The following is a 25,303-nucleotide window of genomic DNA, read 5'->3' on the forward strand; positions in this document are numbered from 1 at the left end:
TAGGCTGCGGGCATGACCGATCAGTCGCTCGGGCCCGCCCTCGTCGAGGAGGCCACCAAGAAGTCCGGCCTGGTGTGGGTGCGCGGCACCGGGCCCGCCCGCGCGCTCTGGCACGTCTGGCACGACGGCGCCGCGCTCGTCGTCGGCGACGGGCCCGGCGAGCAGCCGCTGCCGGGCCTGGCGGACGGCGGCACGGCCGAGGTGACCGTCCGCAGCAAGGACAAGGGCGGCCGGATCGTCGCCTGGACGGCCGCCGTGCGCGAGCTGGCCGCCGGTACGGAGGAGTGGAACGCGGCCGTCGCGGAGCTGAAGGGCAAGCGGCTCAACGCGCCCGACGGCGAGGCGATGCCGGAGCGCTGGGCGCGCGAGTGCCGGGTGGTGCGGCTCGTACCGCGCGAGGTCGCCGCCGAGCTGCCGGACGGCTCCCTGGCGGCCGTACCGCTGCCCACGGCGGCGACGACCCGCCGTCCCGTGCCGGCCGCGCTCCCGCGCCTGCTCCTGAAGCGCCGCAGGCGCCGCTGAGGACCCGCGAGCCCGTCAGGTGCGGGGCAGCTGCTTGCCGTAGTCCACGGTCTCGTCCTTCGTCGGCGCGGCCAGCGGGAAGTCCTTGTTCCAGTCGGAGAGCGTCACCACGCCCCCGCCCCCGCCGCGCGCGAACTGCACGGGGTACGGGGAGCCGTCCAGGGACACGTCCAGGACGCCGCCCTCGCCCCCCGCGCCGCCCTTGACCTTGATCGTGCGGACCCCGCCGACCCGCGTGCGGTCGCCCTTGACCTTCTCGCCGTGCAGCCCGATGAGGCCGTCGAGCAGCGGCTTCATGTCGGTGAAGCCGCGCAGCTGCTTGTACGAGGGGTCGTCCTGCGGCACCTTCACGTACTTGCCGTCGAGCTTCTCGGCGGCCTCGACGTCCGTCTCCGTCGGCTTGTCGTCGCCCTTGCCGTGGGACCAGAAGCCGGCGTCGGCCTTCAGGTAGAGCGTGTCGCCGACCCGCGTCAGCTCGAAGGTGCCGTTCCGCGTCGTCACCGAGCCGCTGGCGCCATCCCGCTTGAGGCGCATGTTGAGCTTGAAGGTGCCGCCCTTGCTGACCAGGGTGCCGGCCAGGCGCACCGCCTTCGCCCCGTCCGCCACCGTCCGCGCCTTGCGCTCGATGTCGGGGGCGGCGAGCCGCCCGACCCCGTTGGTCCCCTCGTCCGGGTCGGCGGCGCAGGCCGTGAGCCCCGCCGTCAGTCCGGCGCAGAGCGCCAGGGGCACGACGGCCCCGCGGATACGCGATGCCGGGGTGCGGACGGTCATCTGCGCTGCCTCTCGTGATCGTGCGGGCGTACGGGCGCCGGGCCCCGGCCGGGCGGAAGGGCGGGGTCCGGTACCCGTAGCGGTACCGGGGGTTCCGGCTCCGGTACCGGGGTAACAGCAGACCGCAGCGTACCCGGGCCGGCCGGCGGCCCCCGCAGGCAGCCGTACGGAGGCACTGCCGGAGCGGGTCGGAACGGCACGGGCTAGCCTGAACCGGTAGCGCTCCGCGATCACCGGCGGGGCGCTGCGAGGACTCGAATCGTGCGACACCGAGGAGGCGCGTGGCATGGCGGCAGGCGCCCCCCGGATCTTCGTCTCCCACCTGGCGGGGGTCCCCGTCTTCGACCCCGTCGGCGACCAGGTCGGCCGGGTCAGCGACCTGGTGGCCATGCTCCGGGTCGGCCGCCGCCCGCCGCGCCTGCTCGGCATGGTCGTGGAGGTGCTCAGCCGCCGCCGGGTCTTCGTGCCCATGACCCGGATCACCGGCGTCGAGTCCGGGCAGGTCATCACCACCGGCGTGGTGAACATGCGCCGCTTCGAGCAGCGCCCCACCGAGCGGCTCGTCCTCGGCGAGCTCCTGGACCGGCGGGTGCGGCTCGTGGGGAGCGACGGGCGGGAGGGCGAGGAGGTCACCGTCCTCGACGTCGCCATCCAGCAGCTGCCCGCCCGCCGCGACTGGGAGATCGACAAGGTCTTCGTCCGCAAGGGCAAGGGCGGGGTGCTGAGCCGCCGGGGCGAGACCCTGACCGTCGAGTGGTCGGCCGTCACCGGCTTCTCCCTGGAGGAGCACGGCCAGGGCGCCGAGAACCTGCTCGCCACCTTCGAGAAGCTGCGCCCGGCCGACCTGGCCAACGCCCTGCACCACCTCTCCCCCAAGCGGCGCGCCGAGGTGGCCGCGGCCCTGGACGACGACCGGCTCGCGGACGTCCTCGAAGAGCTCCCCGAGGACGACCAGATCGAGATCCTCGGCAAGCTGAAGGAGGAGCGGGCGGCCGACGTCCTGGAGGCGATGGACCCGGACGACGCGGCCGACCTGCTGTCCGAGCTGCCCGAGGAGGACCAGGAGCGGCTGCTGACCCTGATGCAGCCGGACGACGCGGCGGACGTGCGCCGCCTCCTGGCGTACGAGGAGCGCACGGCGGGCGGTCTGATGACGACGGAGCCGATCGTGCTGCGGCCGGACGCGACCGTCGCGGACGCGCTGGCCCGGGTCCGCCAGCAGGACCTGTCCCCGGCGCTTGCCGCGCAGGTGTACGTGTGCCGGCCGCCGGACGAGACGCCGACCGGGAAGTACCTGGGCACGGTGCACTTCCAGCGGCTCCTGCGGGACCCGCCGTTCACCCTGGTCAGCTCGATCGTGGACAGCGACCTGCCGCCGCTCGGCCCGGACACCCCGCTGTCGGCCGTCACCAGCTACCTCGCCGCGTACAACATGGTCGCCGCGCCCGTCGTGGACGAGGGCGGCTCCCTGCTCGGCGCGGTGACCGTCGACGACGTGCTGGACCACCTGCTGCCGGACGACTGGCGCGAGACCGAGTTCCACGAGGAGGAGGGGGCGGGGCATGGCCGCTGAACGCACGCAGGACCGGGAGCGCGAGCGGGACCGGGAGCGGGCCGTGCCCCGGATCCGGCTCGACCTGCCGAGGGAGCGGCGGGCCCGGCTGCTGCCGGAGTACGACCCGGAGGCCTTCGGGCGCCTGTCGGAGCGGATCGCCCGCTTCCTGGGGACGGGCAGGTTCCTCGTCTGGATGACGCTGACGATCGTCGTCTGGGTGCTGTGGAACATCTTCGCGCCGGGGCCGCTGAAGTTCGACGAGTACCCGTTCATCTTCCTGACGCTCGCGCTGTCCCTCCAGGCCTCGTACGCGGCGCCGCTGATCCTGCTCGCCCAGAACCGGCAGGACGACCGGGACCGGGTCAACCTCGAACAGGACCGGAAGCAGAACGAGCGGTCGATCGCGGACACCGAGTACCTGACGCGGGAGATCGCGGCGCTGCGCATGGGCCTCGGCGAGGTCGCCACGCGCGACTGGATCCGCTCCGAGCTCCAGGACCTCCTCAAGGAGATGGAGGAGCGCCGGGATCCATTCCCGCCGGGCGGCACCCGGGGAAGTGACGTACCCGACCGTTGACGGCCCTTCCACGGGGCGGTGGTCGGCGCCGTACCATCGTCGGTATGGCTACGGAAGACGCGGTGCTCGCGGCACTGGCGACGGTGAACGACCCTGAGATCAACAAGCCGATCACTGAGCTCGGCATGGTCAAGTCGGTGGAGATCGAACCGGACGGCAGGGTCGCCGTCACGGTCTACCTGACGGTCTCCGGGTGCCCGATGCGCGACACCATCACCCAGCGCGTGACCGAGGCCGTCTCCCGGGTCGAGGGCGTCACCGCCGTCGACGTCTCGCTGGACGTGATGAGCGACGAGCAGCGCAAGGAGCTGGCGACCGCGCTGCGCGGCACGACCGCCGAGCGCGAGGTGCCGTTCGCCAAGCCCGGCTCGCTGACCCGGGTCTACGCGGTCGCCTCCGGCAAGGGCGGCGTCGGCAAGTCCTCCGTCACCGTGAACCTGGCCGCGGCGATGGCCGCCGACGGCCTGAAGGTCGGCGTCGTGGACGCCGACATCTACGGCCACAGCGTGCCCCGGATGCTGGGCGCGGACGGCCTTCCGACCCAGGTCGAGAACATGATCATGCCGCCGTCGGCGAACGGCGTGAAGGTCATCTCGATCGGCATGTTCACCCCGGGCAACGCGCCGGTGGTGTGGCGCGGCCCGATGCTGCACCGCGCGCTCCAGCAGTTCCTCGCGGACGTGTACTGGGGCGACCTGGACGTCCTCCTCCTCGACCTGCCCCCGGGCACCGGCGACATCGCGATCTCGGTCGCGCAACTCGTGCCGAACGCCGAGATCCTGGTCGTCACGACCCCGCAGCAGGCGGCGGCCGAGGTCGCCGAGCGGGCCGGCTCGATCGCCGTCCAGACGCACCAGAAGATCGTCGGCGTCGTGGAGAACATGGCGGGCCTGCCGTGTCCGCACTGCGACGAGATGGTGGACGTGTTCGGCACCGGCGGCGGCCAGAAGGTCGCGGACGGCCTGACGCAGACCACGGGCGCGACCGTCCCGGTCCTCGGCTCGATCCCGATCGACGTGCGGCTGCGCGAGGGCGGCGACGACGGGAAGCCGGTCGTCCTGTCCGACCCGGACTCCCCCGCGGGCGCGGCGCTCCGCGCCATCGCCGGCAAGCTGGGCGGCCGCCGGCGCGGCCTGTCGGGCATGAGCCTGGGCATCACGCCGCGCAACAAGTTCTGAGTCCCGGCGCACGCCGAAGGGGCGCCCCCGTGCGGGGGCGCCCCTTCGGCGTTCTCGCCCTACGCGTACGCGTCGAGGTCCTTGATCTGCGCGAACCCGAGCCCGTACGCGCTCATCCCCCGCCCGTACGCCCCCAGGTGCACGCCCGCCGCCGAGCCGGCCAGGACCCAGCCGAACTCGGACTCGCGGTAGTGGAAGGGCACCGGCACCCCGTCCACGGGCAGCGAGAGCGTCGTCCAGGCGGGCCCGTCGAGGTCGTCGGCGAGCTCGAAGGCCGTCTCGGTCTGCTGGTCCAGCCAGTGGTCGCGGGTCACGTGGTCGAGCGAGGCCGGCCAGGTGTGGACGAGCAGCCCGGAACCGGCCAGCCAGGCGGCGGAGGAGACGGTGGTGGCGTCGAGGACGCCCGTCCCGTCCCCGGTCCGCCGGACGGGGCTCGCCGCGACCGTCACGACGACGGCGAAACGCTCCTTCTCCGCACCGCTCGCGTCCGACCTTATCGACGGCGCGTCACCGTGCCCGATCGATCCGTGCTGCACGCTGCCGTCCGCCGCCGTGCCGACCTGCATCAGCCGGCGTGGCCCGGTGAAGGCCTCGTCCAGGCCGTACCAGGCGAAGGGCGCCCGCAGGAAGCCCTCGTCGATCCGCCGGGCCACGGGCGTGCCCTCCACCCGGCTCGTGGTCTCCATCTCGGCCGCCTCCTCGTTCCGTCAACAGAGCGAGGATAGCCACCGGGGCGCGCCGGGGCGGTGACAGCCCGTCGTCAGGTCGCGTCGGAGTCGTACGGGGGGCGCTCGGCGGCGCCCGGTTCGTCCCGCTTCTCGAGGAGGTCCGGGGTGCCCGCCGGGGCGCCGCCGACCGCCGTCCCGCCGGTCGCCGAGCCGTTGACGGCGGGCAGGGTCTCGCGGCCGTGGACCGCGTCGGCGACCTCGTTCATCTCCTTCTTGAGGTCGAAGGTGCCGCGCAGGTCCTTGAGCTCCCTGAGGTCCTCGTTGCTCTCCATCTGCTTGCGGAGGAACGTCTTGGGGTTGAGGTCCTCGAACTCGAAGTCCTTGAAGTCCGGTCCCAGCTCGCTGCGGATGTCGTTCTTCGCGCTGTCGGAGAACTCGCGGACCTTCCGGATGAAGCGCGAGACGTCCTGGATCACCTTCGGGAGCTTGTCCGGCCCGAAGACGAGCACGGCGAGGACCACGAGCGTCACCAGCTCGAGTGCGCCTATGTCGCTGAACACCTAGTAGCTCCTTCACGCCGGTCCGGGGCCCGGTCCACGGTACCCGCCGAAACTGCCGGGCGGGTACCTCGCGGTGTCCGCCGCATGGCGCTCAGGTGCCCTGCGAGGAGCCGAGCGTCAACGTCTTTGTCAGCTCTTTGCCGTCGCGGCTCAGGGTGAGCTCCAGGCGGTCGCCGGGGCGGTGGGCGCGGATCTTCACGATGAGCTCCTCGCCGTTGTGCACCCGCTGGCCGTCGACCTTGGTGATGACGTCGCCGGGCCGGAGCCCCGCCTCGGCGGCCGGGCCGCCGGGCGTGACGGAGGCGGTGCCGTCCTTGCCCTTCTCGCCGACGCGGGCGCCGTCGCCGTTGTACTGCATGTCGAGGCTCACGCCGATGACCGGGTGGGTCGCCTTGCCGGTGCTGATGAGCTCCTCGGCGACCCGCTTGCCCTGGTTGATCGGTATGGCGAAGCCGAGGCCGATGGAGCCGGGCTGGCTCGCGCCCTCGCCCTCGCCGTCGCCGGAGCCGCCGGCCGCGCGGATCGCGCTGTTGATGCCGATGACCCGGGCCTTGGAGTCGAGGAGGGGCCCGCCGGAGTTGCCGGGGTTGATGGGGGCGTCGGTCTGGAGCGCGTCGACGTAGCTGATGTCGCTGCCGTCGCCCTTCTCGCCGCCGGCGGTGATCGGGCGCTCCTTGGCGCTGATGATGCCGGAGGTCACGGTGTTGGAGAGGTCGAAGGGGGCGCCGATGGCGACGACGGGGTCGCCGACGCGCACGTTGTCGGAGTTGCCGAGCGGCAGGGCCTTGAGGCCGGAGACGCCGGTGACCTGGACGACGGCCAGGTCGTAGCCGGTGTCCTTGCCGACGAGCTTGGCGCGGGCGGTCTCGCCGCTGGCGAAGGTCACCGAGATGTCCGCGGAGGACCGGGCGCCGTCCACGACGTGGTTGTTGGTGAGGATGTGGCCCCGGGTGTCCAGGACGAAGCCGGTGCCGGTGCCGGACGAACCGCTGCCCTTGACGTGCAGGGTGACCACGCCGGGCAGGGCGCTGGCGGCGATCCCGGCCACGCTGTCGGGGGCGCGGCCGGTGTCCTCGGCGGCGGCCTGGGGAAGTTCGACGGCGGTGATCCCGCCGTTGCGCTCGACGTACGCGCCGATGCCGCCGCCGACGACGCCGGTGATCAGCGCGAAGACGAGCGCCCCGGCGACGGCGAGCCCCTTGCGGGACCGCTTCGCGGACGGGGGCGGGAGGGCGGGCCCGCCGACGCCCCAGGGGTCGTACTGCCCCCAGGGCGCGGGCCCCTGCGGGTGCGGCTGCGGCTGGTGGTGCGCCTGGGGCGGTACGGGGCCCTGCTGGGGCGGTACGGGGGACGGGGGCCGCTGCACGGGCGGCGCGGGCGCCCACGGCCCGGGCTCGCCGTAGGGCGGCGTCCGGTACTCGTCGGGGGCGTGCAGGGGCGGGGCGGCGGCCTGCGGCTGCGCCTGTTCCCGCGGCGCGGGGGCGGTCTCGGGCGCCGGGCCCCGGACCTGCTCCTGTGCCGGGTCCCGGTCCTGCGGCTCGCCCTTGGTCAGGACGACGGAGGGGGCGGCGGGCGCGGAATCCGGGGAGCCGGACGCGGCGGGCGCGACGGCCTCGGGGTCGGCCCCGGCGGCTCCGGCGGCCAGCGCGGAGGAGTCCCGGGTGTCCGTCCCGGCGGGCGCGACGCCCTCGGGGCCGGCCGGGGCCGCGTCGGCCGGGGTGGTCGCCGTCGGCGGCTCCGGGGCCGCCGGCGGCTGTGGTGCGGGCAGGGGGAAGTCGCCGTCGCCCTCACCGGACGGAGACGGCGCGGGTATCCGCGCCGCCTCCGGTGCGCTCGAAGGACGGCTCCACCAGTTCGGCTTCCCGTTGTTCATGCTCTCCCCGCAACCGCTGACCCGTCCGCGCCCCTGGGTCGGACGCCGCTCTCCCTGGATTCAACCAGGTCGCGGGTCAACGGGGGGAGCCGAGCGGCGTGGTCGTCGGGCTCGGTCCCGGACCGGGCCCGGGAGCGAGGGCCGGCGGAGGGACCGGACCCGCCGGACGCACGAGCGGAGAGAGGGGGAGTAGGGGACGGGAAGACGGGTACGAGAGGCCCACGGCCACCCGGGGCGAGACGAAGGAGTGCCCGGCCATCAACGGGACCGCGGCCGCCACGGGACCCTGCGGAAGCGCCGCCGGGGTGATCGCGGCGAGCGGCTCGGCGGCGACGAGCGCCTGGGCGCCCGTGCGCTCGCCGGAGCGCGCGCCGCGGGCGAAGGGCGTGCCCGTGCCGCCGCCCGCGGTGGTGGTGCGGAACGGGGTGACCGCGCTGCCCGTGCCCTGGGCGCCGCGCCCGGCCGCGCTCACCGACGCGTCCAGCGGCAGCGTGCCGCCGAGGGCGATGGCCGCGAACGAGACGGCGCTGGCCGCCGCGAAGGCGAAGCGCCGGCCGCGTCCGCCGGAGCCCGGGGAGCGGTCGCCGACCTCGTGTATGCGGAAGCCCGTGGCGGGTCCCCCGGGGTGCGGGGTGACGACCGCCGCCGTGGCGAAGCCGTCCGACTTCATCCCCCGGGTGCCGAGGAGCTCCTCGAGGGGGCTTTTGGGGCCCCCGGAACCCCTGAGGTCGGAGCCGCCCCTGAGACCGCCCGGGCCGCCGAAGCCCCCGGCACCCCCCGACGGATCGCCGGGTCCTCCGGGAAGGCCCTGGAGGCGGGCGAGGAAGCCCTCGGAGGGCGGTGGGGGCGCGGCGGAGGCGAAGACGCTCTTGAGGGTGCGCTGCGCGTCGGCCTCGGCCTTGCAGCGGGCGCAGGTCGCCAGGTGGGCGAGGACCCGCTCGCGGGCGTCGTGGCCCAGCTCGCCGTCGACGAGCGCGGCGAGCCGGTCCCCGAGGTGGTGCTCCGCGGGGGTCGGTGACGTGGGGAGTGTGCCGCTCACGCTGTGCCCGCCTCCCATCCGACGGAGGCGAGCGCACGCTCCGCCCGGGCCTCGGGCGAGCGGTGCTTGAGCGCCTTGCGGAGGTGGGAGCGCCCGCGGTGGATCCGGCTGCGGACGGTGCCGAGCTTCACGCCGAGGGTCGCGGCGATCTCCTCGTACGACAGTCCTTCGATGTCGCAGAGGACGACGGCCGCGCGGAACTCGGGCGCGAGGGTGTCGAGGGCCTGCTGCACGTCGGCGTCGAAGTGCGTGTCGTTGAACGCCTGCTGCGGCGAGGGCTCGCGGCTGGGGAGCCGCTCGGCGGCGTCGTCGGCGAGCGCGTCGAAGCGGATGCGCTGCTTGCGGCGGACCATGTCGAGGAAGAGGTTGGTGGTGATGCGGTGGAGCCAGCCCTCGAAGGTGCCCGGCGTGTACGTCGACAGCGAGCGGAAGACGCGGACGAAGACCTCCTGGGTGAGGTCCTCGGCGTCGTGCTGGTTGCCCGTGAGGCGGTAGGCGAGGCGGTAGACCCGGCCACTGTGCGTGCTGACGATCTCCTCCCAGGTGGGAGGGGTCCACGCCTGCGATTCCGCATCCGATGCGAAGGTCGCCGTGGTGGGTGCGGAGTCCGCGGTGCGGGAACGGTCAGCGGTGTCGGTCACGGATTTCGGCTCACCCGCCGACCTGAGAAGGCGCCGAAGCACTCCTCCCCGATCCCCAGGCGCAGCCGCACCTCCCCTGTCGGCTCTGGTGGTGTCCAGTGGAGCCCCTACCATAGCCACCTCGCCCGTTAGTTCCGGATAAGAATCTTTACGCGAATTTGGGACCGGCTCGCCCGGCTGTCCCCGTCGCGTCCCTCCCCTGGTGAACGCCCGGTCCCATCTGCGGGTTCCCGTCGGCAGCGGATACAGTCACCGTTGCGTCAACTACGGGGACAGGAGAGGGCCATTACCGCCAACCGGCAGACGAGCTGGGCGTTCGCCGACGCCTTTGTCGCCGAGGACGAAGCGCTGCGCTGGGCCCGTGAGCGGGCCCACGAGGCAGGGCTCCCCTCGGTGTCGCCGGGCACCGGCGGGGCGCTGCGCCTGCTCGCCGCGACGGCGGACGCCAAGGCGGTGGCGGAGATCGGCACCGGTACGGGCGTGTCGGGCATCTACCTGCTGCTCGGGATGCGGCCGGACGGGGTCCTGACGACGGTGGACCTCCAGCCGGAGCGGCAGCAGCTCGCCAAGACGGCCTTCCGGGCGGCGGGCTTCGCGGGCAACCGGGCCCGGTTCATCCCCGGCCGCGCCCTGGACGTGCTGCCCCGGCTCGCGGACGGCGGGTACGACCTCGTGTTCTGCGACGGCGACCGGCTCGAGTACCTGGACTACCTCGCTGAATCGTTGCGCCTGCTGCGACCTGGGGGTCTGGTCTGCTTCGAGGGCGTCTTCGCGGACGGCCGCACGATCGACTCGTCGGCGCAGCCGGCGGAGGTCCAGCGGGTCCGCGAGCTGCTGCGGACGGTGCGGGAGAGCCAGGACCTGGTGGCCTCGCTGCTGCCGGTGGGCGACGGCCTGCTGTGCGCGGTGCGCCGCGGCTGACCGGCCGCGCCGACACCGGAACCGTACCCCCGCCGGAGGGACCGCCGGACCCGGAGGCCGTACGGGCCCCGGAGCCGTACGGGCCCGGAGACACCGCCGCCCCGGCACGGCGGACCGTACCGGGGCGGCGGTGGAAATCCTGGAGAGAGGGTCAGCCGACGACCTTCTTGAGGGCATCGCCGAGCGCCTCGGCCTCGTCGGGGGTCAGCTCGACGACAAGCCGACCGCCGCCTTCGAGCGGAACGCGCATGACGATGCCCCGCCCCTCCTTGGTCACCTCGAGCGGGCCGTCACCCGTCCGCGGCTTCATGGCCGCCATGCTTGTTCCCCTTCCTGAAACCAGCCCATCGGCAACCGGGCAGCTCCTTGGTGTGGAGCACGCGTCACCGGCTTCGAACACATTGCTTCCAGGTCATTATCCCGCATGGCAGGACCCGATGACCAACATCGAATGGCATCGCTTGCGCAACGCGCCCTCTCATAACCCCACATTTCGGCGATCGGCCTGCGATACTTCGCCGCCCGGCGTCCGGTCGGCCGCCCCCTTTCTTTGACGCAGCTCACATGTGCGGCGGGGGTGATCTCCGCCATGCTGTGCTGGTCAACCACGCGACGAGGCGGAGGAAACCCATGGCCGACACGGTGCTGTACGAGGTGAGCGACGGGCTCGCCACCATCACGCTCAACCGGCCCGAGGCCATGAACGCCCTGAACGTGGCGACCAAGGTCGCCCTCAGGGACGCGGCGGAGACGGCCGCGTCGGACCCCGCCGTACGGGCGGTGCTGCTCACGGCGGCCGGGGACCGGGCGTTCTGCGTCGGACAGGACCTGAAGGAGCACGTGGGGCTGCTCCTGGCGGACCAGGAGTCCGGCACGCGCGACACCATGAACACGGTCCGCGACCACTACAACCCGATCGTCCGGGCGTTCGCCGGCATGCGGAAGCCGGTGGTCGCGGGCGTGAACGGCGTCGCGGCGGGGGCCGGCTTCGGCTTCGCGCTGGCGGCGGACTACCGGGTGGTCGCGGAGACGGCCTCCTTCAACACCTCCTTCGCGGGCGTCGCGCTCACCGCCGACTCGGGCGTGTCCTGGACGCTGCCGCGCCTGATCGGCGCGAGCCGCGCCTCCGACCTGCTGCTCTTCCCGCGCTCGATCGGCGCGCGGGAGGCGTACGAGCTGGGCATCGCGAACCGCCTGGTCCCGGCCGCCGACCTCGCCGCCGAGGCGGCGAAGACGGCCCGCGCCCTCGCGGACGGCCCGACGGTGGCGTACGCGGCCCTGAAGGAGTCCCTCGCGTACGGCGCCGACCACTCGCTCTCCGAGGCCCTGGACAAGGAGGAGGAGCTCCAGACCCTGGCGGGCGCGTCGGAGGACCACACCATCGCGGTCCGCGCCTTCGTCGCCAAGGAGAAGCCGGTCTACCTGGGCCGCTAGACGGTCTCCGCCGGGGCCTTCCCCGGGGTGACGGCGAGGCCGCCGCCCCGGGCCGCGCAGTCCGCGAGGTGGTCGTCGACCAGGCCGCAGGCCTGCATCAGGGCGTAGGCCGTGGTGGGGCCGACGAAGCGGACGCCGCGCTTCTTGAGGGCCTTGGAGAGGGCCGTGGACTCGTCGGTGACCGCCGGGACGTCGGCGAGGGTGCGCGGGGCCGGACGGGTCGCCGGGTCGGGGGCGTGCGACCAGATCAGGGCGTCGAGTTCGCCCGGCTCCCAGCCGGCGAGCAGCTTCGCGTTGGCGAGGGTGGCGTCGATCTTGGCCCGGTTGCGGATGATGCCCGCGTCCAGGAGGAGCCGCTCGCGGTCCGCGTCGCCGAAGGCCGCGACGGCGGCGATGCCGAAGTCCGCGAAGGCGCGCCGGAAGCCCTCGCGGCGGCGCAGGATCGTGATCCAGGACAGTCCCGACTGGAAGGCCTCCAGGCAGAGGCGCTCGAAGAGCGCGTCGTCACCGTGGACCGGGCGGCCCCACTCCTCGTCGTGGTACGCCACGTAGTCCTCGGTCGACAGGCCCCAGGGGCAGCGCGCGAGGCCGTCCGGACCGATGAGCGTCCCCGCGGCGGTCACGGGCGGTCGTCCTCGGCGTCACCGGAACCGGAGCCGGGGGCGGAACCGGAGCCGGGAACGGGACCCGCGCCGAGGGCCGGGCCCGCGCCGAAGCCGGGGCCCGGGCCCGTACCCCCGCCCCCTCCCCCGCCCGTGAGCGCCTCCTCCAGTTCCGCGATCCGGGCGTCCCGCTCGGCCAGCTCCGCGCCGAGGCGGACCAGGACGTCGTCCACGTCCGCCATCCGGTAGCCCCGGGCGGCGACCGGGAGGCGGAGCGCCTCGACGTCGGCGCGGTCGACCGGCCGGGCGGTCGGCAGGGGGTCGACGAGCTGCTCGGGCGCCGCCTCGGGCAGCACCTCGCTCTCACCGCCGCCGACCACGGCCAGGGTCACCGCGGCGACGACCACGACCATCGTGATGAGCAGAAACCAGAACACCTGCGTGCCTCTTCCCGGAGTGGAAACCGTCCGGTGCCGATCGTGCCATGCGTCACCGACGGTTAGGGTCGCAGGCGAACGGATGCGAGGGAGGGCACAAGGGATGCTGCGCTTGGGACGGCGTGAGTTCGGGCCGCACGAGCCGGTGGTCATGGCGATCGTGAACCGGACCCCGGACTCCTTCTACGACCGGGGCGCGACCTTCCTGGACGAGCCCGCGCTCGCCCGGGTCGAGCAGGCCGTGGCCGAGGGGGCGGCGATCGTCGACATCGGCGGGGTGAAGGCGGGCCCCGGCGAGGAGGTGACGGCCGAGGAGGAGGCGCGGCGCACGGTCGGTTTCGTCGCCGAGGTCCGCAGGCGCCACCCGGACGTGGTGATCAGCGTGGACACCTGGCGGGCGGACGTCGGCGAGGCGGTCTGCGAGGCCGGGGCGGACGTCCTGAACGACGCGTGGGGCGGGGTCGACCCGCGGCTCGCGGAGGTGGCGGCGGCGTACGGGGCGGGGCTCGTCTGCACCCACGCGGGGGGCGCGGAGCCGCGGACCCGGCCGCACCGGGTGGAGTACGAGGACGTGATGGCCGACGTGCTGCGGGTGACCGTGGGCCTCGCGGAGCGGGCGGCCGCGCTGGGGGTGCGCCGCGACGGGATCATGATCGACCCGGGGCACGACTTCGGGAAGAACACCCGGCACAGCCTGGAGGCGACCCGGCGGCTCGGCGAGATGGCGGAGACCGGCTGGCCGGTGCTCGTGTCCCTGTCGAACAAGGACTTCGTGGGCGAGACGCTCGACCGCCCGGTGCAGGAGCGGCTGCTCGGCACCCTGGCGACGACGGCCGTCTCCGCGTGGCTGGGCGCGCGGGTGTACCGGGTGCACGAGGTCGCGGAGACGAAGCAGGTCCTGGACATGGTGGCGTCCATCGCGGGCCACCGCCCGCCGGCCGTGGCGCGGCGCGGACTGGCGTAGGGCGGCGAGAGGGGGCGCCGCGCCGCGGCGCCCCCGGAAGCGGACCGGTCCTACTTGCCGGTCTCCTTGCTCACCAGCGCGACCGCCTCCTCCACGTCGTCCGTGACGTGGAAGAGCAGCAGGTCCTGCTCCGCGGCCTTGCCGCCCGCGACGACCGCGTCGCGCAGCCAGTCGACGAGGCCCTTCCAGTACTCCGTCCCGAACAGGACGATCGGGAAGCGGGTGACCTTGCGGGTCTGCACCAGGGTGAGCGCCTCGAAGAGCTCGTCGAGGGTGCCGAGGCCGCCGGGCAGGACGACGAATCCCTGGGCGTACTTCACGAACATCGTCTTGCGGACGAAGAAGTACCGGAAGTTCATGCCGATGTCGACGTACGAGTTGAGGCCCTGTTCGAAGGGCAGCTCGATGCCGAGGCCGACCGAGACGCCCTTGGCCTCGCTGGCCCCCTTGTTGGCCGCCTCCATGGCGCCGGGGCCGCCGCCCGTGATGACCGCGAAGCCGGCCTCGACGAGCGCCCGGCCGATCCGTACGCCCGCCTCGTACTCGGGCGAGTCCGGCTTCGTGCGGGCCGAGCCGAAGACGCTGATCGCGTTCGGCAGTTCGGCGAGGGCGCCGAACCCCTCGACGAACTCGGACTGGATGCGCATGACCCGCCAGGGGTCGGTGTGCACCCATTCCGAGTCGCCCTCGGTGTCGAGCAGCCGCTGGTCCGCCGTGCCCGGCTGGACCTGGTCCCTGCGCCTGAGCACCGGGCCCTGACGCTGCTCCTCGGGCTTCGCCACTCCCTCGGGAATGCCCATGGCCTGCTCCCTCCGCCGATCGGCGGTCCGCCGTGGACCGCCAACTGATCTTCTGGTCCGGTCAGGGTAGGACGACACAGGTGACGAAACGCGAAATTACGGAAGTCGGGCAGTCAGCCAGTCGCGGAGCCGGGCCTCGCAGTGGTGGATCCGCTCGACGACGACGTGCTCGTCCCGCTTGTGCGCGTACATGGGATCGCCGGGCCCGTAGTTGACGGCGGGGACGCCGAGGGCGCTGAAGCGGGAGACGTCGGTCCAGCCGAACTTGGGGTGCGCGCTGCCGCCGACGGCCTTCATGAAGGCCTCCGCGGCGGGGTGGGAGAGGCCGGGCAGGGCGCCGGGGCTCTCGTCGTCGACGACGAGCTCGGCGACGTCGCAGTCGGCGAAGACCTCGCGGACGTGGGCCAGGGCCTCGGCCGGGGAGCGGTCGGGCGCGTACCGGTAGTTGACGGTGACCGTGCAGGCGTCGGGGATGACGTTGGTGGCGACGCCGCCCTCGATCGCCACGGCGTTGAGGCCCTCGTGGTACTCCAGGCCGTCGATGACCGGCTTGCGCGGCTCGTACGCGGCGAGGCGGGCGAGGATGGGGGCGGCGGCGTGGACGGCGTTGGAGCCCATCCAGGAGCGGGCGGAGTGGGCGCGCTCGCCGGCCGTGTGCAGGACGACGCGGAGGGTGCCCTGGCAGCCGCCCTCGACCTGGCCGTCGGAGGGTTCGAGGAGGACCGCGAAGTCGCCCTCCAGCCACTCGGGGTGCGCGGCGGCGATCTTCCCGAGGCCGTTGAGGTCGGCGGCGACCTCCTCGTTGTCGTAGAAGACGAAGGTGAGGTCGCGGTTGGGCTCGGGGACGGTGGCGGCGATCCGGAGCTGGACGGCGACGCCGGACTTCATGTCGGAGGTGCCGCAGCCCCACAGGACGCCGTCCTCGTCGAGGCGCGAGGGCACGTTGTCCGCGATCGGGACGGTGTCGACGTGCCCGGCGAGGACGACCCGCTCCCCGCGGCCGAGCGTCGTGCGGGCGACGACGTTGTTGCCGTACCGGTCGACGGTGAGGTGCGGCAGGGCGCGCAGGGCCCGCTCGATCGCGTCGGCGAGCGGCTTCTCGGTCCCGCTGACGGACGGGAAGTCGACGAGGGCGGCGGTGAGCGCGGCGCCGTCCAGGGACAGGTCGAGGGGGGCGTCGAGCGGGGTGATGTCAGCCATGTGCCGACCCTAACCCGGCCTCCAGTACGGTGGGCCCCGTGTCCGAGCCCATCCGTCCCGCCCGCCGTGGCCGCCTCGCCCGTTCCGGGGTCGCCTTCGCCGTGCTCATCGGCCTCGCCTCGTACGTCGGCCTCCACCAGACGACGGGGAGCAAGGGCACTCCGCGGTGCGCCGTGGGCAGCGGCGACCACCGGTACGAGTTCACTCCGGAGCAGGCGTCCAACGCGGCGACGATCTCGGCCGTGGGCACCACCCGGGGGCTGCCGGAGCGGGCGGTGACGATCGCGCTCGCGACGGCGCTCCAGGAGTCGGCGCTGCGGAACATCCGGCACGGCGACCGGGACTCGCTCGGCCTCTTCCAGCAGCGTCCCTCGATGGGCTGGGGGACGCCGGCGCAGATCATGGACCCGGTGTACTCGGCGGGGAGGTTCTACGAGGGCCTGGAGAAGGTCCCGGGGTACTCGCGGCTGCCGCTGACGGTGGCGGCGCAGAAGGTGCAGAAGAGCGGCTTCCCGCAGGCGTACGCGAAGCACGAGCCGGACGCCGCGCTGCTCGCCGCGGCCCTGACGGGCCGGACGCCGGCCGGGCTCTCCTGCACGGCGGACCCGGAGAAGGGCCGGCCGGGCGATCCCCGGCGGGTGCGCGCGGAGCTGATACGGGCCTTCGGCGAGAGGGCGGCCCCGACGGCGGTGACCGGCGGCCCGAGCGCGGGCCGGTCGGCGACGGGGCCGACGGTCCTCGTGGTGCCGGTGCGCCCGGTGGCGGGCGCGGGGCCCGGCGCGGACGAGCGGCACGGCTGGGAGCTGGCGCAGTGGGCGGTGGCCCGTGCGGAGGTCCTGCGCATCGCGGAGGTCTCCTACCGGGACCGGGTCTGGCGCGCGGGCGAGGCCCTCGGCGGCTGGTCGAAGACCTCGGGCACCCCGGCGGGCGGCGACTCCGTCCGCGTGCGGCTGGCGGAGTAGGGCCCGGTCCGTCGGACGGGCCCCGGCCGACGGAGCCGGGACGCGTCCTGCGCGGCGCGGCCGGTCGCGAGGGAGGCCCCGCGCGGCTCGCGCGGTCGTCGGAGCGGGGCGTACGGGCGTTCCCGGGGTCACTCGGCCGGGGTACGGGGCCGGGGCGGGGTGCGGAGAATTCGGCGGGGTTTCGTGGCGGCTTTCCCGGGGGTGGCTCCGGCCCCCCATACCCTTCTCCCGCAAGGGAAGTGACGGTTCGCCGGGCGACCGCGCAATGACGTGTTCGTCCATTTTCCTCCCCGCCCGACCATCCGGCGCCTTGCCAATTCTTTACCTCCGGCCGCCGCAACCTCTCCCGCCCCGGGGCCGGTTGTCACTGCGTCCGAACGCACACGTCGCACCTCGTCGAAGGAGCACCATGTCCCTCCCCCTGACCCGTCGGATCGCCCGCGCCGCCCTCATCGTCGCGGCCGGAGCAGCCCCCGTGGTCGGTGCGGCCGGCTCCGCGAGCGCCCTCGACCACGGCCTCGCGCCGGCCGGCGCCCTCGGCAGCCTGACCGCCGTGGACGTCGCCGAAGCGGGCAGCACCCTCGACGGCGCCTCGCGGTCCACCTCCGGCGTCGTCGGCCAGGCCGGCGAGGCCGCCGCCCCGGTCGCCGAGAAGGTCGCCGGCGACACCGCCGGCAGCACGGCGGGCAAGGTCGTCGGCAAGACCGCCGGCGCGGCCGCCGAGAGCGCCGAGGGCCCGACCGGCGGCGCCCTGGGCGGCGGCCTCGGCGGCCTGCCGACCGGCCAGACGCTGGGCGGCCTGCCCCTCGGCGGCTGACCTCCGCGCGGAACGCCGGAAGGGCCCGGGGAGCACCTCGCTCCCCGGGCCCTTCCGTGTGCCCCGTCCGGATCAGCCCAGGCGCTTGACGGCCGCCTCGACCCGCTCGTCCGTCGCCGTGAACGCCACCCGCACGAACCGCTCCCCGGCCTCGCCGTAGAAGTCGCCGGGCGCCACCAGGACGCCCTTCTCCGCCAGGTACGCCACCGTCTCCCAGCAGGGCTCGTCCCGGGTCGCCCACAGGTACAGGCTCGCCTCGCTGTGCTCGATCCGGAAGCCGTGGGCCTCCAGGACCGTCCGCAGCGCCGTCCGCCGGGCCGCGTACCGCTCGCGCTGCTCGGCCACGTGCGCGTCGTCGCCGAGCGCCGCGACGGTCGCGGCCTGCACCGGGGCCGCGGTCATCATGCCGCCGTGCTTGCGGATCTGGAGCAGCTCGCCCAGCACCTCCGGGTCGCCCGCGATGAACGCGGCGCGGTAACCGGCCAGGTTGGAGCGCTTGGAGAGCGAGTGGACGGCGACGATCCCCTCGTGCGAACCGCCGTTGACGTCCGGGTGCAGGACGGAGACCGGGTCGGTCTCCCAGCCCAGCTCCAGGTAGCACTCGTCGGAGAAGACCAGGACGCCGTGCTCGCGCGCCCAGGCCACGATCCGGGTCAGCTCGTCCTCGCCGAGGACCTTCCCGGTCGGGTTGGACGGGGAGTTGAGCCAGAGCAGCTTCAGGCCGGCCGGGTCCAGCTCGGTGGGGTCGTCGTACACCACGGGCTCCGCGCCGCAGAGCCGCGCGCCGACCTCGTACGTCGGGTAGGCGAGCCGCGGGAAGGCGACCCGGTCCCCCGCGCCGAGCCCCAGCTGCGTCGGCAGCCAGGCCACCAGCTCCTTGGAGCCGACGACCGGGAGGACGTTCTCGTGGGCGAGGCCGACCGCGCCGAGGCGCCGCTCGCACCAGCCGGTGAGGGCGTCCCGCAGCTCCGGCGTCCCCCAGACGGTGGGATAGCCCGGCGAGTCCACCGCCGCCACCAGGGCCTCCTGGATCACGGCGGGGACCGGGTCGACGGGCGTGCCGACGGACAGGTCCACGATCCCGTCCGGGTGCGCCAGGGCCGTCTTCTTGTACGGCTCCAGCTTGTCCCAGGGGAAGACGGGGAGGCGCGAAGAGACTGCGCTCACGGGTTGGCTCACTTCCTCGTACCGGTTCGTACGGACTGACGGACTCGGACCGTCCGTCTCGGGAAACGCGTCGGCCCCGCACGGCGGTGGACGCCGTACGGGACCGGATGCGGTCGATCAGCCGTTCTGCGGCGGCAGGGCGGCGATGAAGGGGTGGTCCCGCTCGATCTCGCCGAGCTTGGAGGCACCACCGGGCGAACCGAGCTCGTCGAAGAACTCGACGTTCGCCTTGTAGTAGTCCTTCCACTCCTCCGGGGTGTCGTCCTCGTAGAAGATCGCCTCGACCGGGCAGACCGGCTCACAGGCCCCGCAGTCGACGCATTCGTCCGGGTGGATGTACAAGGACCTCTTGCCCTCGTAGATGCAGTCGACGGGGCACTCCTCGATGCACGCCTTGTCCTTGACGTCGACACAAGGCTGCGCGATGACGTAGGTCACGCTGTCGTTCCTCCTCGATAGGGCTGGTCTGCGCGGGAGCGCGGCGTCGTCGATGCCCGCACCTAGTATCTCCGTTCTCGGGGGCGATCCGAACAGGAGGGGTGGAGAAGCAGTGGAATTCACCGGCGGAGGACGCCTTGAGATCCGTGTCACCAGCGCTGACGTGGGAAAACGTGTCTCCGTTCGGTACGTGACCGACTCGGGCGAGGCGGGCGGCATGTTCACCGACGCGGTCGGGGTTCTCACATCCTGGGACGACGGGGTGCTGCTGATCGCACGAAGGAGTGGCGAGACCGTCCGGATCGCGGAATCCTCCCTGGTCGCGGGCAAGGTCGTGCCCGCCGCGCCGGCCCGCCGACGGGGCCCGTCGGCCACCTTCCCGGAGCTGGCGCGGGCCACCGCGCGCGCGTGGCGGCCGGTCGAGAGCGAGGCGCTCGGGGAGTGGACGCTGCGGGCCTCCGACGGATTCACCCGCAGGGCCAACTCCGTGCTCCCCCTGGGTGATCCGGGCCTCCCGGTCGCCGGGGCGCTGGCGTACGTACGGGAGTGGTACGCCGACCGGAAGCTGCCCGCGTACGTCCAGACCGCGACCGGCGCCGAGGGCACCCAGGAGCTGCTCTGCGCCGAGCTCGACCGGCTCGGCTGGCGGCGCGAGGTGTCCGCCGAGGTGCGGATCGCGGCGCTCGCCCCGATCGGGGACCTGGACGCCGACGTCTCCGCCGTCCGCCTCTCCCGCACCGTCGACGAGGCGTGGCTGCGCCGCTACCGGCGCTTCGGGGAGCCGGGCCCGGCGGTGCGGGAGGTCCTCGCCTCCGGTCCGAGCGTGTGGTTCGCGTCCGTGGCGGGCACGGACGGGACACCGGCGGCCATCGGCCGCTGCGTCGTCGACGGGCGCTGGGCCGGCTTCCTGGCCGTCGAGGTCGACCCGGACCTCCGGCGCCGGGGCCTGGCCACGTCCGTGATGACCGCGCTCGCCCGCCGGGCCCTCGACGAGGGCGCGTCGGCGGCCTGGCTCCAGGTGGAGGCGGACAACGACGGCGCGCGGGCGCTGTACGACGGGATGGGCTTCGCGCCCCACCACCACTACCACCACTACCGATGGGCGGAGGCGTGACGGAGGAAGGCCCCCACGACGACCCGGCGGACGGGCCGCCCGACTGGCGGCGGGAGTTCGCGGAGGAGGCGCGGGCCGAGCGGCCCGACCTCGCGCGGCTCTGTCTGCTCATCGGGGCCGTGGCCGACCCCTCCGTCACCCGGCACGACCTCGACGCGGCCGAGATCGAGCTCGACCGGCTCGCCGGGCTCGTCCCGTACGCCACCCGCCGCACGGGCGACTGGGCCGCCGCGCTCGCCGCGCTCCTCGGCCGCCGCGAGGGGTTCGAGGGCGTGCCCGCCGACTACCAGCGCCTGGAGTCCTCGCTGCTCCACGAGGTGCTCCGGCGCCGCCGCGGGCTGCCGATCCTGCTCTCGGTCGTCTGGATGGAGGTCGCCCGCCGGGCCGGGGCGCCCGTGTACGGGCTCGGGCTGCCCGGCCACTTCGTCGTCGGCTTCGGCGACCCGGCCGACCTGGACCTCGCGGACCCGTTCGCGGGCGGGCGCGCCATGACGGGCGCGGACGCCGAACTCCTGGTGGCGAGCGCGACCGGCGAGGCGCTCGACCGCTCGATGCTCCGGCCGGCCGAGCCCGGCGCGATCGTGCTGCGCGTCCTCAACAACATCCGCGCCTGGGCGTCCTCCCGCCCGGAGCGCTCCGGCGTCGCCCTGTGGGCGGTGGAGCTCGCCCTGCTCCTCCCCTCCCACCCGGCGAAGCTCCGCTACGAGCGCGCCGAGCTGCTCGTCCGGCGCGGGCAGTTCCTGACGGGCGCGGTGGAGATGGAGGCGTACGCGCAGGTGATGGACGCGGTGGACCCGGAGGCGGCGACCACCATCCGGCGGCGGGCCCTCGCGGCGCGGGCCCGGTTGAACTAGCCCGGCCCGGAACGGCGGCGGGGGCGGGTGGTCTCCCACCCGCCCCCGCCGCCGTTCGCGCGGACCGTCAGCCCTCGCCGGACAGGTCGATCGTCTTCGTGCGCTCGGCGGGCGTCTTGCCCAGGAGCGCGTCGCGCATCACGAAGGCCACGTCATCGGCGGAGACCTCGTGCTTGGTGCCGTCGCCCTTGGTGATCGTGAGGCCGTCGAAGGCGCCGTCCAGGAGCCGCTCGATCGCCTTCTTGTCGTAGACCTCGACCAGCCGGCCGTCGACGGCCTTCATGGAGAGGATCTGCGGCAGCGACCGCGCCGGACCGAACTGGATCTCCTTGCCGCCCGCCCTGATCGTGATCCGGTCGGACATCGCGGGCTCCGCGAACTCCTTCATCGCCCGGTCCAGCTCGGCCTTGGTCACCGTCGGCTCGCGGGACGTGACGGGCAGCTCGACCACCTTGGCCTGCCCCGTCTCGACCTGGGCGCGGAAGGCGTCGCGGACCGAGTAGATCGAGCGCCGGACGTCCAGGCCCTTGCCGGGCTTGCCCTCGACCGGGGTCACCTTGTTCGGCGAGAAGAGGATCGTGCCCTCGGTGGCGGAGCCGGAGGCGCCCGCCAGGTCGGTCAGGGCGACGGCCAGCTTCTCCTCGTCGACCGGGAAGACCGGCTTGGCGACCCGCTCGCCGCCGAAGAGGGAGCCGATGACCGAGACGGGGTTGTAGTCGCTGCCGGCGGCGCCCCGGACGGTCTCCTGGCTGTCGAGGGACAGACCGGCCTTGTCCGGGGAGAGCTCGACCTTCTTGCCGCCGACGGAGAGCTGGAGCGGGGCGTGGGCGCGCTTGCCGAGCGCCGCCTCCAGCTTGTTGACGCCCTCCTCCTTAGTGCCGCCGCCGATGTCCACGCCGAGCACCGTGGTGCCCTTGGGGACGTCGGAGTGGTTGAGGAGCAGCCCCGCGCCGTAGGCGACGCCGAGCAGGCCGACGAGCCCGGCGCCGACGAGGACCAGCTTGGAGCGGCCCTTCTTCGCCGGGGCCCGGCCGGCCGGAGGGGCCTGGCGCGCGGCCGGGGCGGGAGCGGGGGCCGGGGCCGGTCGCTCCTCGATGCGCGGGGTGAGGTTCGGGCGGGCCGCCGCCGGCGGGACCACGGGGATGCCGCTGGTGAGCGTGTCGCCGGAGACGTGGCCCGCGCCCGCCGGAGCGCCCTGGCCGGGCGCCGGGGCGGGCTGCTGGGGCGTCAGGATCGCGGTGTCGTCGGACATGCGGGGGGCTCCGCCGGGGAACGGGGAGCCGGCGCCCGGGGCCTGTCCCCGGCCCTGCGTCCGTCCCTGTGCCTGGCCCTGTCCCTGGCCCTGGATCCGTCCCTGGCCCGGGAAGGGGCCCTGGCCCGCGCCGACGGGCCCGCCGGGGCCGCCGAGCGAGGCGGTGCCGCTGGCCGGGCCGGTGGTCGGACCGGTCGGCGCCGCCGGACCCCGGTGGACGGGGGTGCCGCCGGCCGGGGTGCCGTCGTACACCGGGGTGTCGGCGGCGGGCGTCCCCTCGTACGTCGGCGTGCCGCCCGCCGGGGTCCCGTCGTACCGCGGAACACCTCCCGCCGGGGTGCCGTCGTACCGCGGAACACCGCCGGAGGGCGTCCCGTCGTACTGCGGGACACCGCCCGCCGGGGTGCCGTCGTACATGGGCGTGCCGCCCGCCGGCGTGCCGGTCTCGTACAGCGGGTTGCCCGGGACGGGGCCGGCCGGGGCGACCGGGCGGCTCGACGGGGTGCCGCCGACCGTCGGGACGCCCGAGGTCGCGGAGCCCGCGAAGCCCGTGCCCGGGGCGTCCGGGCCAGGCGCCGTCCGCTTCGGCCCCGGAGCGGGGGCCGGGGACGGCGCGGGAGCGGGCGCGGGAGCCGCGGCTTTGCGCGGCGCGAACCAGTCGCTCGTCTCCTTCGCCTTCGGAGCGGCCTCCTCGGCCCCGGGCGGCTCCGGGGCCGCCACCGGCTCGGGCTCCGGCTCCACGGCGGGGGCGGGCTCCGGCTCGGCCTCGGGGGCGGGCGCCTCGTTGACCGTCTTGCGGACCACGACCGGCGGGATCGGACGCGAACCCGGGATGTTGATCCGGATCCGGGTGGTCAGCGTCGTCTCGGTCTTGGGCTCCTCCGGCGGCGCGGACGCGGCGGTCTCCTCCGGCGCGTCCTGCGTGGGGTGGAGCGACGGATACTGGCGGGAACCGTACGGCGGGGTGCCCGAGGGGTATGCGGCTCCACCGCGCCCCTGGGCGCCGGAGGACGGACTGTCAGTCTCTCGACCAGTTTCACGACTCAAAGCAGGATCTCCCGGTTGGCTCCACCGCCCGCTCTTGCTGGTGCTCGTGTGACCCGGGCGGTTCGGCGGCGCGCACCACCATACTGGCCGCCGCCGTCGCGCACCCGACCCCCGGGCCCCCGACGACGGGCAATCCGGCCGAAGTCGGGACGTCCCCGACCTCAAGTCCTCCTGTTCAACGGGTCGGACGCGGCAGCCGGGACAGCGTGGCGCACATCACAGCGACACCCATGCCCCCGAAGAGGAAGAGCAGCTCGCCGACGCCCCCGCCGAACACCCCGTCGCCCTCGGGGCGTCCGAAGCTGAGCAGGACGACGGCGAGGAGCCAGCCGCCGCCCGCCGCGGCCACGCCGACCTGGGTGCCGGTGGCGCGCAGGCCGCCGTAGAAGAGGCCCGCGGTGGCGAGGAGCGCGAGGAGCAGGCCGGCGGGGAGCCAGGCGGCCTGGACGAGGGACCCGGCGGCCCCGACGAGGGCGCCGAGGACGAGCAGGAGGGCGTACCAGACGTAACGGACGTTGCGGGAGGCGGGGAAGCCGTCGGACCCGGAACCGGACCGCGAGGACCCGGACGCCCCGGAGCCGGACCGCGAGGGACCGGGCGCCCCGGAGCCGGAAGACGCGCGTTCGCGCCGGGGCGGGTTCGGCCGGGAGGGGCTCACGCGGTCACCCCCGCGAAGAGGTCCGTCTCGCGCTCGCCCTCGGGGGCGCCGGGGACGCCCCGGACCAGCTCGTAGTACTCGGTGGTGAGGAGCGGCTGCCCCAGGTCGTTGGAGAGGGCGAAGAAGGGCCCGTCGACCGCGACTTGGGTGGCGTGCGCGGCCATCGCGGCGCTCTTGCGGGCCGCCTGCTCCGGGGTCGCGGCGATCTCGGCGGTGATCCGGTCCTCGTCGACGACCCCGGGGACGTCGTCGACCTCCGCGGCCGCCGGGAAGGCGGAGCCCTCGGCGCGCAGCCGGGCGAAGCCGGCCTCGGCGACGGGGCGCGGGACGCGGTTCCAGTAGATCTTGGCGATCGTGTGGGCCGGGCCGAGGTCGGGGCGGAAGCCCGGCTCCGCAGCCAGTTCGGCGGCGCGGGTGGCGACCCGGTGGGCCTGGATGTGGTCGGGGTGGCCGTAGCCGCCGTCGGGGTCGTAGGTGACCAGGACCTGCGGGCGGGTCTCGCGGATCACCTCGACGAGGTACGGGGCGGCGGTGTCGACGTCCGTGTTCCAGAAGGCGCCTTCCCGCCCGTTCTGCTCGACGCCCATCATCCCCGAGTCGCGGAAGCGCCCCGGGCCGCCGAGGAAGCGGTGGTCGGTGACGCCCAGCTCGGCCATCGCGGCGGCGAGTTCGCCGACGCGGTGCGGGCCGAGCCGGTCCTCGCGGTCCGGGGCCAGGTGGGCCAGGCCGGGCGGGATGACCTCGCCCTCCTCGCCGAGCGTGCAGGTGACGAGGGTGACGAGGGCGCCCTCGGCCGCGTACCTGGCCATGGTGACGCCGTTGTTGATCGACTCGTCGTCCGGGTGCGCGTGCACGAGGAGCAGCCGACGGGCGGGGAGATCGGACATGCCCCCACCCTACGAGACCCCGGGACGCCGGACCGGGAGGAGACCCCGGACCCGGACGCTCAGAACTTGAGGCCGCCGATCATGCCCGCCACGTTCGTCGTGAAGGTGCTGATGGACGGGGCGATGGACGAGCTCGCCAGGTAGAAGCCCAGGAGCGCACAGACCGCCGCATGTCCAGCCTTCAACCCGGATTTCCGGATCAGAAGGAAGACGACGATCGCCAGCAGCACCACCACGGAGATCGAGAGTGCCACGGCGGTTCACCTCCACACTTCTTCGGTCGGACTTCTTCGGTCGGTTCGTTCGAGCGGTTCCGGCAAGGAGCAGAAAGCATGTGCCAGACGGATGCCTACCCACCCAGCGCT

General features: G+C 74.2%; 28 protein-coding genes. 11 read left to right on the top strand and 17 right to left on the bottom strand.

The genetic code is table 11. The annotated features are described in order from the left end of the window. Nucleotides 1–12: 12 nt before the first annotated feature. Nucleotides 13–522, top strand: coding sequence for a hypothetical protein (locus tag ACIP5O_RS29620; protein ID WP_401298565.1), 510 nt, complete (start codon nucleotides 13–15; stop codon nucleotides 520–522). Nucleotides 523–537: 15 nt separating this feature from the next. Here ACIP5O_RS29620 and ACIP5O_RS29625 read toward each other — a convergent pair whose 3' ends face one another. Then, nucleotides 538–1,293, bottom strand: coding sequence for a hypothetical protein (locus ACIP5O_RS29625; protein WP_401298568.1), 756 nt, complete (start codon nucleotides 1,291–1,293; stop codon nucleotides 538–540). A 286-nt stretch (nucleotides 1,294–1,579) separates the two neighbouring features. Here ACIP5O_RS29625 and ACIP5O_RS29630 point away from each other — a divergent pair, with 286 nt between their 5' ends. From ACIP5O_RS29630 to ACIP5O_RS29640, 3 genes are read left to right on the top strand one after another with little or no spacing between them, the layout of a single operon-like run. Further along, the gene (locus ACIP5O_RS29630; protein WP_401298570.1) at nucleotides 1,580–2,866 is read left to right on the top strand and encodes a magnesium transporter MgtE N-terminal domain-containing protein; all 1,287 of its coding nucleotides are present in this window, start codon (nucleotides 1,580–1,582) and stop codon (nucleotides 2,864–2,866) included. Then, a complete protein-coding gene (locus tag ACIP5O_RS29635) occupies nucleotides 2,856–3,425 on the top strand; it encodes a DUF1003 domain-containing protein (protein WP_401298573.1) in 570 nt (189 codons plus the stop codon). Before ACIP5O_RS29630 ends, ACIP5O_RS29635 begins: the two co-directional genes overlap by 11 nt. Nucleotides 3,426–3,469: 44 nt before the next feature. After that, nucleotides 3,470–4,603: an Mrp/NBP35 family ATP-binding protein gene (locus ACIP5O_RS29640; RefSeq protein ID WP_401298576.1), complete on the top strand. Its 1,134-nt coding sequence runs from the start codon at nucleotides 3,470–3,472 to the stop codon at nucleotides 4,601–4,603. Between the two features lie 59 nt (nucleotides 4,604–4,662). Here the strand turns inward: ACIP5O_RS29640 and ACIP5O_RS29645 are convergent, their stop codons facing one another. The 5 genes from ACIP5O_RS29645 to sigE form a co-directional block, all read right to left on the bottom strand. Then, the gene (locus ACIP5O_RS29645) at nucleotides 4,663–5,289 is read right to left on the bottom strand and encodes a hypothetical protein (protein ID WP_401298579.1); all 627 of its coding nucleotides are present in this window, start codon (nucleotides 5,287–5,289) and stop codon (nucleotides 4,663–4,665) included. 74 nt (nucleotides 5,290–5,363) lie between these two features. Next, on the bottom strand, nucleotides 5,364–5,831 hold the full coding sequence (locus ACIP5O_RS29650; protein ID WP_401298582.1) for a sec-independent translocase: 468 nt from the start codon (nucleotides 5,829–5,831) through the stop codon (nucleotides 5,364–5,366). A 91-nt stretch (nucleotides 5,832–5,922) separates the two neighbouring features. After that, on the bottom strand, nucleotides 5,923–7,704 hold the full coding sequence (locus tag ACIP5O_RS29655; protein WP_401298585.1) for a trypsin-like peptidase domain-containing protein: 1,782 nt from the start codon (nucleotides 7,702–7,704) through the stop codon (nucleotides 5,923–5,925). A gap of 76 nt (nucleotides 7,705–7,780) precedes the next feature. Then, nucleotides 7,781–8,743, bottom strand: a complete 963-nt coding sequence (locus tag ACIP5O_RS29660; RefSeq protein WP_401298588.1) for an anti-sigma factor family protein — start codon at nucleotides 8,741–8,743, stop codon at nucleotides 7,781–7,783. Further along, the gene (gene sigE / locus ACIP5O_RS29665) at nucleotides 8,740–9,498 is read right to left on the bottom strand and encodes an RNA polymerase sigma factor SigE (protein WP_125657747.1); all 759 of its coding nucleotides are present in this window, start codon (nucleotides 9,496–9,498) and stop codon (nucleotides 8,740–8,742) included. The genes ACIP5O_RS29660 and sigE overlap by 4 nt, the downstream gene beginning before the upstream one ends. A gap of 141 nt (nucleotides 9,499–9,639) precedes the next feature. On the opposite strand from sigE, the gene ACIP5O_RS29670 reads away from it, so the two are divergent. Then, nucleotides 9,640–10,305: an O-methyltransferase gene (locus tag ACIP5O_RS29670; protein WP_401298592.1), complete on the top strand. Its 666-nt coding sequence runs from the start codon at nucleotides 9,640–9,642 to the stop codon at nucleotides 10,303–10,305. 151 nt (nucleotides 10,306–10,456) lie between these two features. Here ACIP5O_RS29670 and ACIP5O_RS29675 read toward each other — a convergent pair whose 3' ends face one another. Beyond that, nucleotides 10,457–10,624 (bottom strand): DUF3117 domain-containing protein, encoded by a 168-nt coding sequence (locus tag ACIP5O_RS29675; protein WP_009997451.1) that lies wholly within the window; start codon nucleotides 10,622–10,624, stop codon nucleotides 10,457–10,459. 311 nt (nucleotides 10,625–10,935) lie between these two features. Between ACIP5O_RS29675 and ACIP5O_RS29680 the strand changes: the two genes are divergently transcribed. Continuing rightward, nucleotides 10,936–11,739, top strand: a complete 804-nt coding sequence (locus tag ACIP5O_RS29680; protein ID WP_401298597.1) for an enoyl-CoA hydratase/isomerase family protein — start codon at nucleotides 10,936–10,938, stop codon at nucleotides 11,737–11,739. On the opposite strand, the gene ACIP5O_RS29685 is transcribed toward ACIP5O_RS29680, so the two are convergent. Both ACIP5O_RS29685 and ACIP5O_RS29690 read right to left on the bottom strand, forming a co-directional pair. Beyond that, complete coding sequence (locus tag ACIP5O_RS29685) at nucleotides 11,736–12,362, bottom strand: DNA-3-methyladenine glycosylase I (protein WP_401298600.1); 627 nt, start codon at nucleotides 12,360–12,362, stop codon at nucleotides 11,736–11,738. The genes ACIP5O_RS29680 and ACIP5O_RS29685 overlap by 4 nt on opposite strands. Beyond that, nucleotides 12,359–12,778: a hypothetical protein gene (locus ACIP5O_RS29690; protein ID WP_401298603.1), complete on the bottom strand. Its 420-nt coding sequence runs from the start codon at nucleotides 12,776–12,778 to the stop codon at nucleotides 12,359–12,361. The genes ACIP5O_RS29685 and ACIP5O_RS29690 overlap by 4 nt, the downstream gene beginning before the upstream one ends. A 103-nt stretch (nucleotides 12,779–12,881) precedes the next feature. Here ACIP5O_RS29690 and folP point away from each other — a divergent pair, with 103 nt between their 5' ends. Then, a complete protein-coding gene (gene folP, locus ACIP5O_RS29695) occupies nucleotides 12,882–13,742 on the top strand; it encodes a dihydropteroate synthase (RefSeq protein WP_401298606.1) in 861 nt (286 codons plus the stop codon). 50 nt (nucleotides 13,743–13,792) lie between these two features. Here folP and ACIP5O_RS29700 read toward each other — a convergent pair whose 3' ends face one another. Both ACIP5O_RS29700 and dapE read right to left on the bottom strand, forming a co-directional pair. Continuing rightward, complete coding sequence (locus tag ACIP5O_RS29700; RefSeq protein WP_401298609.1) at nucleotides 13,793–14,542, bottom strand: TIGR00730 family Rossman fold protein; 750 nt, start codon at nucleotides 14,540–14,542, stop codon at nucleotides 13,793–13,795. Nucleotides 14,543–14,638: 96 nt separating this feature from the next. Beyond that, nucleotides 14,639–15,742, bottom strand: a complete 1,104-nt coding sequence (dapE, locus tag ACIP5O_RS29705; RefSeq protein ID WP_356542420.1) for a succinyl-diaminopimelate desuccinylase — start codon at nucleotides 15,740–15,742, stop codon at nucleotides 14,639–14,641. Nucleotides 15,743–15,771: 29 nt separating this feature from the next. On the opposite strand from dapE, the gene ACIP5O_RS29710 reads away from it, so the two are divergent. Both ACIP5O_RS29710 and ACIP5O_RS29715 read left to right on the top strand, forming a co-directional pair. Beyond that, nucleotides 15,772–16,704, top strand: a complete 933-nt coding sequence (locus ACIP5O_RS29710) for a hypothetical protein (RefSeq protein WP_401298612.1) — start codon at nucleotides 15,772–15,774, stop codon at nucleotides 16,702–16,704. A 409-nt stretch (nucleotides 16,705–17,113) separates the two neighbouring features. Then, nucleotides 17,114–17,521 carry an ATP-binding protein gene (locus ACIP5O_RS29715; RefSeq protein ID WP_356542417.1) on the top strand — a complete coding sequence of 136 codons (408 nt, stop codon included), beginning with the start codon at nucleotides 17,114–17,116 and terminating at the stop codon, nucleotides 17,519–17,521. Between the two features lie 72 nt (nucleotides 17,522–17,593). Here the strand turns inward: ACIP5O_RS29715 and dapC are convergent, their stop codons facing one another. Together dapC and fdxA are read right to left on the bottom strand one after the other, a co-directional pair. Then, on the bottom strand, nucleotides 17,594–18,688 hold the full coding sequence (gene dapC, locus ACIP5O_RS29720) for a succinyldiaminopimelate transaminase (protein ID WP_401298615.1): 1,095 nt from the start codon (nucleotides 18,686–18,688) through the stop codon (nucleotides 17,594–17,596). Nucleotides 18,689–18,805: 117 nt separating this feature from the next. Next, nucleotides 18,806–19,126: a ferredoxin gene (fdxA, locus tag ACIP5O_RS29725; RefSeq protein ID WP_015035968.1), complete on the bottom strand. Its 321-nt coding sequence runs from the start codon at nucleotides 19,124–19,126 to the stop codon at nucleotides 18,806–18,808. A 112-nt stretch (nucleotides 19,127–19,238) separates the two neighbouring features. On the opposite strand from fdxA, the gene ACIP5O_RS29730 reads away from it, so the two are divergent. Beyond that, complete coding sequence (locus ACIP5O_RS29730; protein WP_401298620.1) at nucleotides 19,239–20,240, top strand: GNAT family N-acetyltransferase; 1,002 nt, start codon at nucleotides 19,239–19,241, stop codon at nucleotides 20,238–20,240. Then, complete coding sequence (locus tag ACIP5O_RS29735) at nucleotides 20,225–21,094, top strand: tetratricopeptide repeat protein (protein WP_401298623.1); 870 nt, start codon at nucleotides 20,225–20,227, stop codon at nucleotides 21,092–21,094. The genes ACIP5O_RS29730 and ACIP5O_RS29735 overlap by 16 nt, the downstream gene beginning before the upstream one ends. A 67-nt stretch (nucleotides 21,095–21,161) precedes the next feature. Here the strand turns inward: ACIP5O_RS29735 and ACIP5O_RS29740 are convergent, their stop codons facing one another. From ACIP5O_RS29740 to ACIP5O_RS29755, 4 genes are all read right to left on the bottom strand, one after another. Further along, the gene (locus ACIP5O_RS29740; RefSeq protein ID WP_401298733.1) at nucleotides 21,162–22,763 is read right to left on the bottom strand and encodes a hypothetical protein; all 1,602 of its coding nucleotides are present in this window, start codon (nucleotides 22,761–22,763) and stop codon (nucleotides 21,162–21,164) included. A gap of 805 nt (nucleotides 22,764–23,568) precedes the next feature. Next, nucleotides 23,569–24,051 carry a DUF6113 family protein gene (locus ACIP5O_RS29745; protein WP_401298626.1) on the bottom strand — a complete coding sequence of 161 codons (483 nt, stop codon included), beginning with the start codon at nucleotides 24,049–24,051 and terminating at the stop codon, nucleotides 23,569–23,571. After that, entirely contained in the window at nucleotides 24,048–24,938 is an 891-nt protein-coding gene (mshB, locus tag ACIP5O_RS29750; RefSeq protein ID WP_401298629.1) for an N-acetyl-1-D-myo-inositol-2-amino-2-deoxy-alpha-D-glucopyranoside deacetylase, read from the bottom strand. Before mshB ends, ACIP5O_RS29745 begins: the two co-directional genes overlap by 4 nt. Before the next feature lie 59 nt (nucleotides 24,939–24,997). Next, nucleotides 24,998–25,192, bottom strand: coding sequence for a hypothetical protein (locus tag ACIP5O_RS29755; RefSeq protein WP_401298632.1), 195 nt, complete (start codon nucleotides 25,190–25,192; stop codon nucleotides 24,998–25,000). Between the last annotated feature and the right edge of the window lie 111 nt (nucleotides 25,193–25,303).

The organism is Streptomyces sp. NPDC088915 (assembly GCF_044749825.1).
Classification (GTDB): Bacteria; Actinomycetota; Actinomycetes; order Streptomycetales; family Streptomycetaceae; genus Streptomyces.

Bases quoted from the DNA above. Each gene is read 5' to 3' on its own strand.
- dapE (WP_356542420.1), bottom strand. From the start codon at position 15,742: ATGGCTGACATCACCCCGCTCGACGCCCCCCTCGACCTGTCCCTGGAC.
- ACIP5O_RS29635 (WP_401298573.1), top strand. From the start codon at position 2,856: ATGGCCGCTGAACGCACGCAGGACCGGGAGCGCGAGCGGGACCGGGAG.
- ACIP5O_RS29645 (WP_401298579.1), bottom strand. From the start codon at position 5,289: ATGGAGACCACGAGCCGGGTGGAGGGCACGCCCGTGGCCCGGCGGATC.
- mshB (WP_401298629.1), bottom strand. From the start codon at position 24,938: ATGTCCGATCTCCCCGCCCGTCGGCTGCTCCTCGTGCACGCGCACCCG.
- ACIP5O_RS29680 (WP_401298597.1), top strand. From the start codon at position 10,936: ATGGCCGACACGGTGCTGTACGAGGTGAGCGACGGGCTCGCCACCATC.
- ACIP5O_RS29715 (WP_356542417.1), top strand. From the start codon at position 17,114: ATGTCCCTCCCCCTGACCCGTCGGATCGCCCGCGCCGCCCTCATCGTC.
- ACIP5O_RS29735 (WP_401298623.1), top strand. From the start codon at position 20,225: ATGGGCGGAGGCGTGACGGAGGAAGGCCCCCACGACGACCCGGCGGAC.
- ACIP5O_RS29630 (WP_401298570.1), top strand. From the start codon at position 1,580: ATGGCGGCAGGCGCCCCCCGGATCTTCGTCTCCCACCTGGCGGGGGTC.
- folP (WP_401298606.1), top strand. From the start codon at position 12,882: ATGCTGCGCTTGGGACGGCGTGAGTTCGGGCCGCACGAGCCGGTGGTC.
- ACIP5O_RS29640 (WP_401298576.1), top strand. From the start codon at position 3,470: ATGGCTACGGAAGACGCGGTGCTCGCGGCACTGGCGACGGTGAACGAC.
- ACIP5O_RS29675 (WP_009997451.1), bottom strand. From the start codon at position 10,624: ATGGCGGCCATGAAGCCGCGGACGGGTGACGGCCCGCTCGAGGTGACC.
- sigE (WP_125657747.1), bottom strand. From the start codon at position 9,498: ATGGTAGGGGCTCCACTGGACACCACCAGAGCCGACAGGGGAGGTGCG.
- ACIP5O_RS29740 (WP_401298733.1), bottom strand. From the start codon at position 22,763: ATGTACGACGGCACCCCGGCGGGCGGTGTCCCGCAGTACGACGGGACG.
- ACIP5O_RS29620 (WP_401298565.1), top strand. From the start codon at position 13: ATGACCGATCAGTCGCTCGGGCCCGCCCTCGTCGAGGAGGCCACCAAG.
- ACIP5O_RS29625 (WP_401298568.1), bottom strand. From the start codon at position 1,293: ATGACCGTCCGCACCCCGGCATCGCGTATCCGCGGGGCCGTCGTGCCC.
- ACIP5O_RS29700 (WP_401298609.1), bottom strand. From the start codon at position 14,542: ATGGGCATTCCCGAGGGAGTGGCGAAGCCCGAGGAGCAGCGTCAGGGC.
- ACIP5O_RS29655 (WP_401298585.1), bottom strand. From the start codon at position 7,704: ATGAACAACGGGAAGCCGAACTGGTGGAGCCGTCCTTCGAGCGCACCG.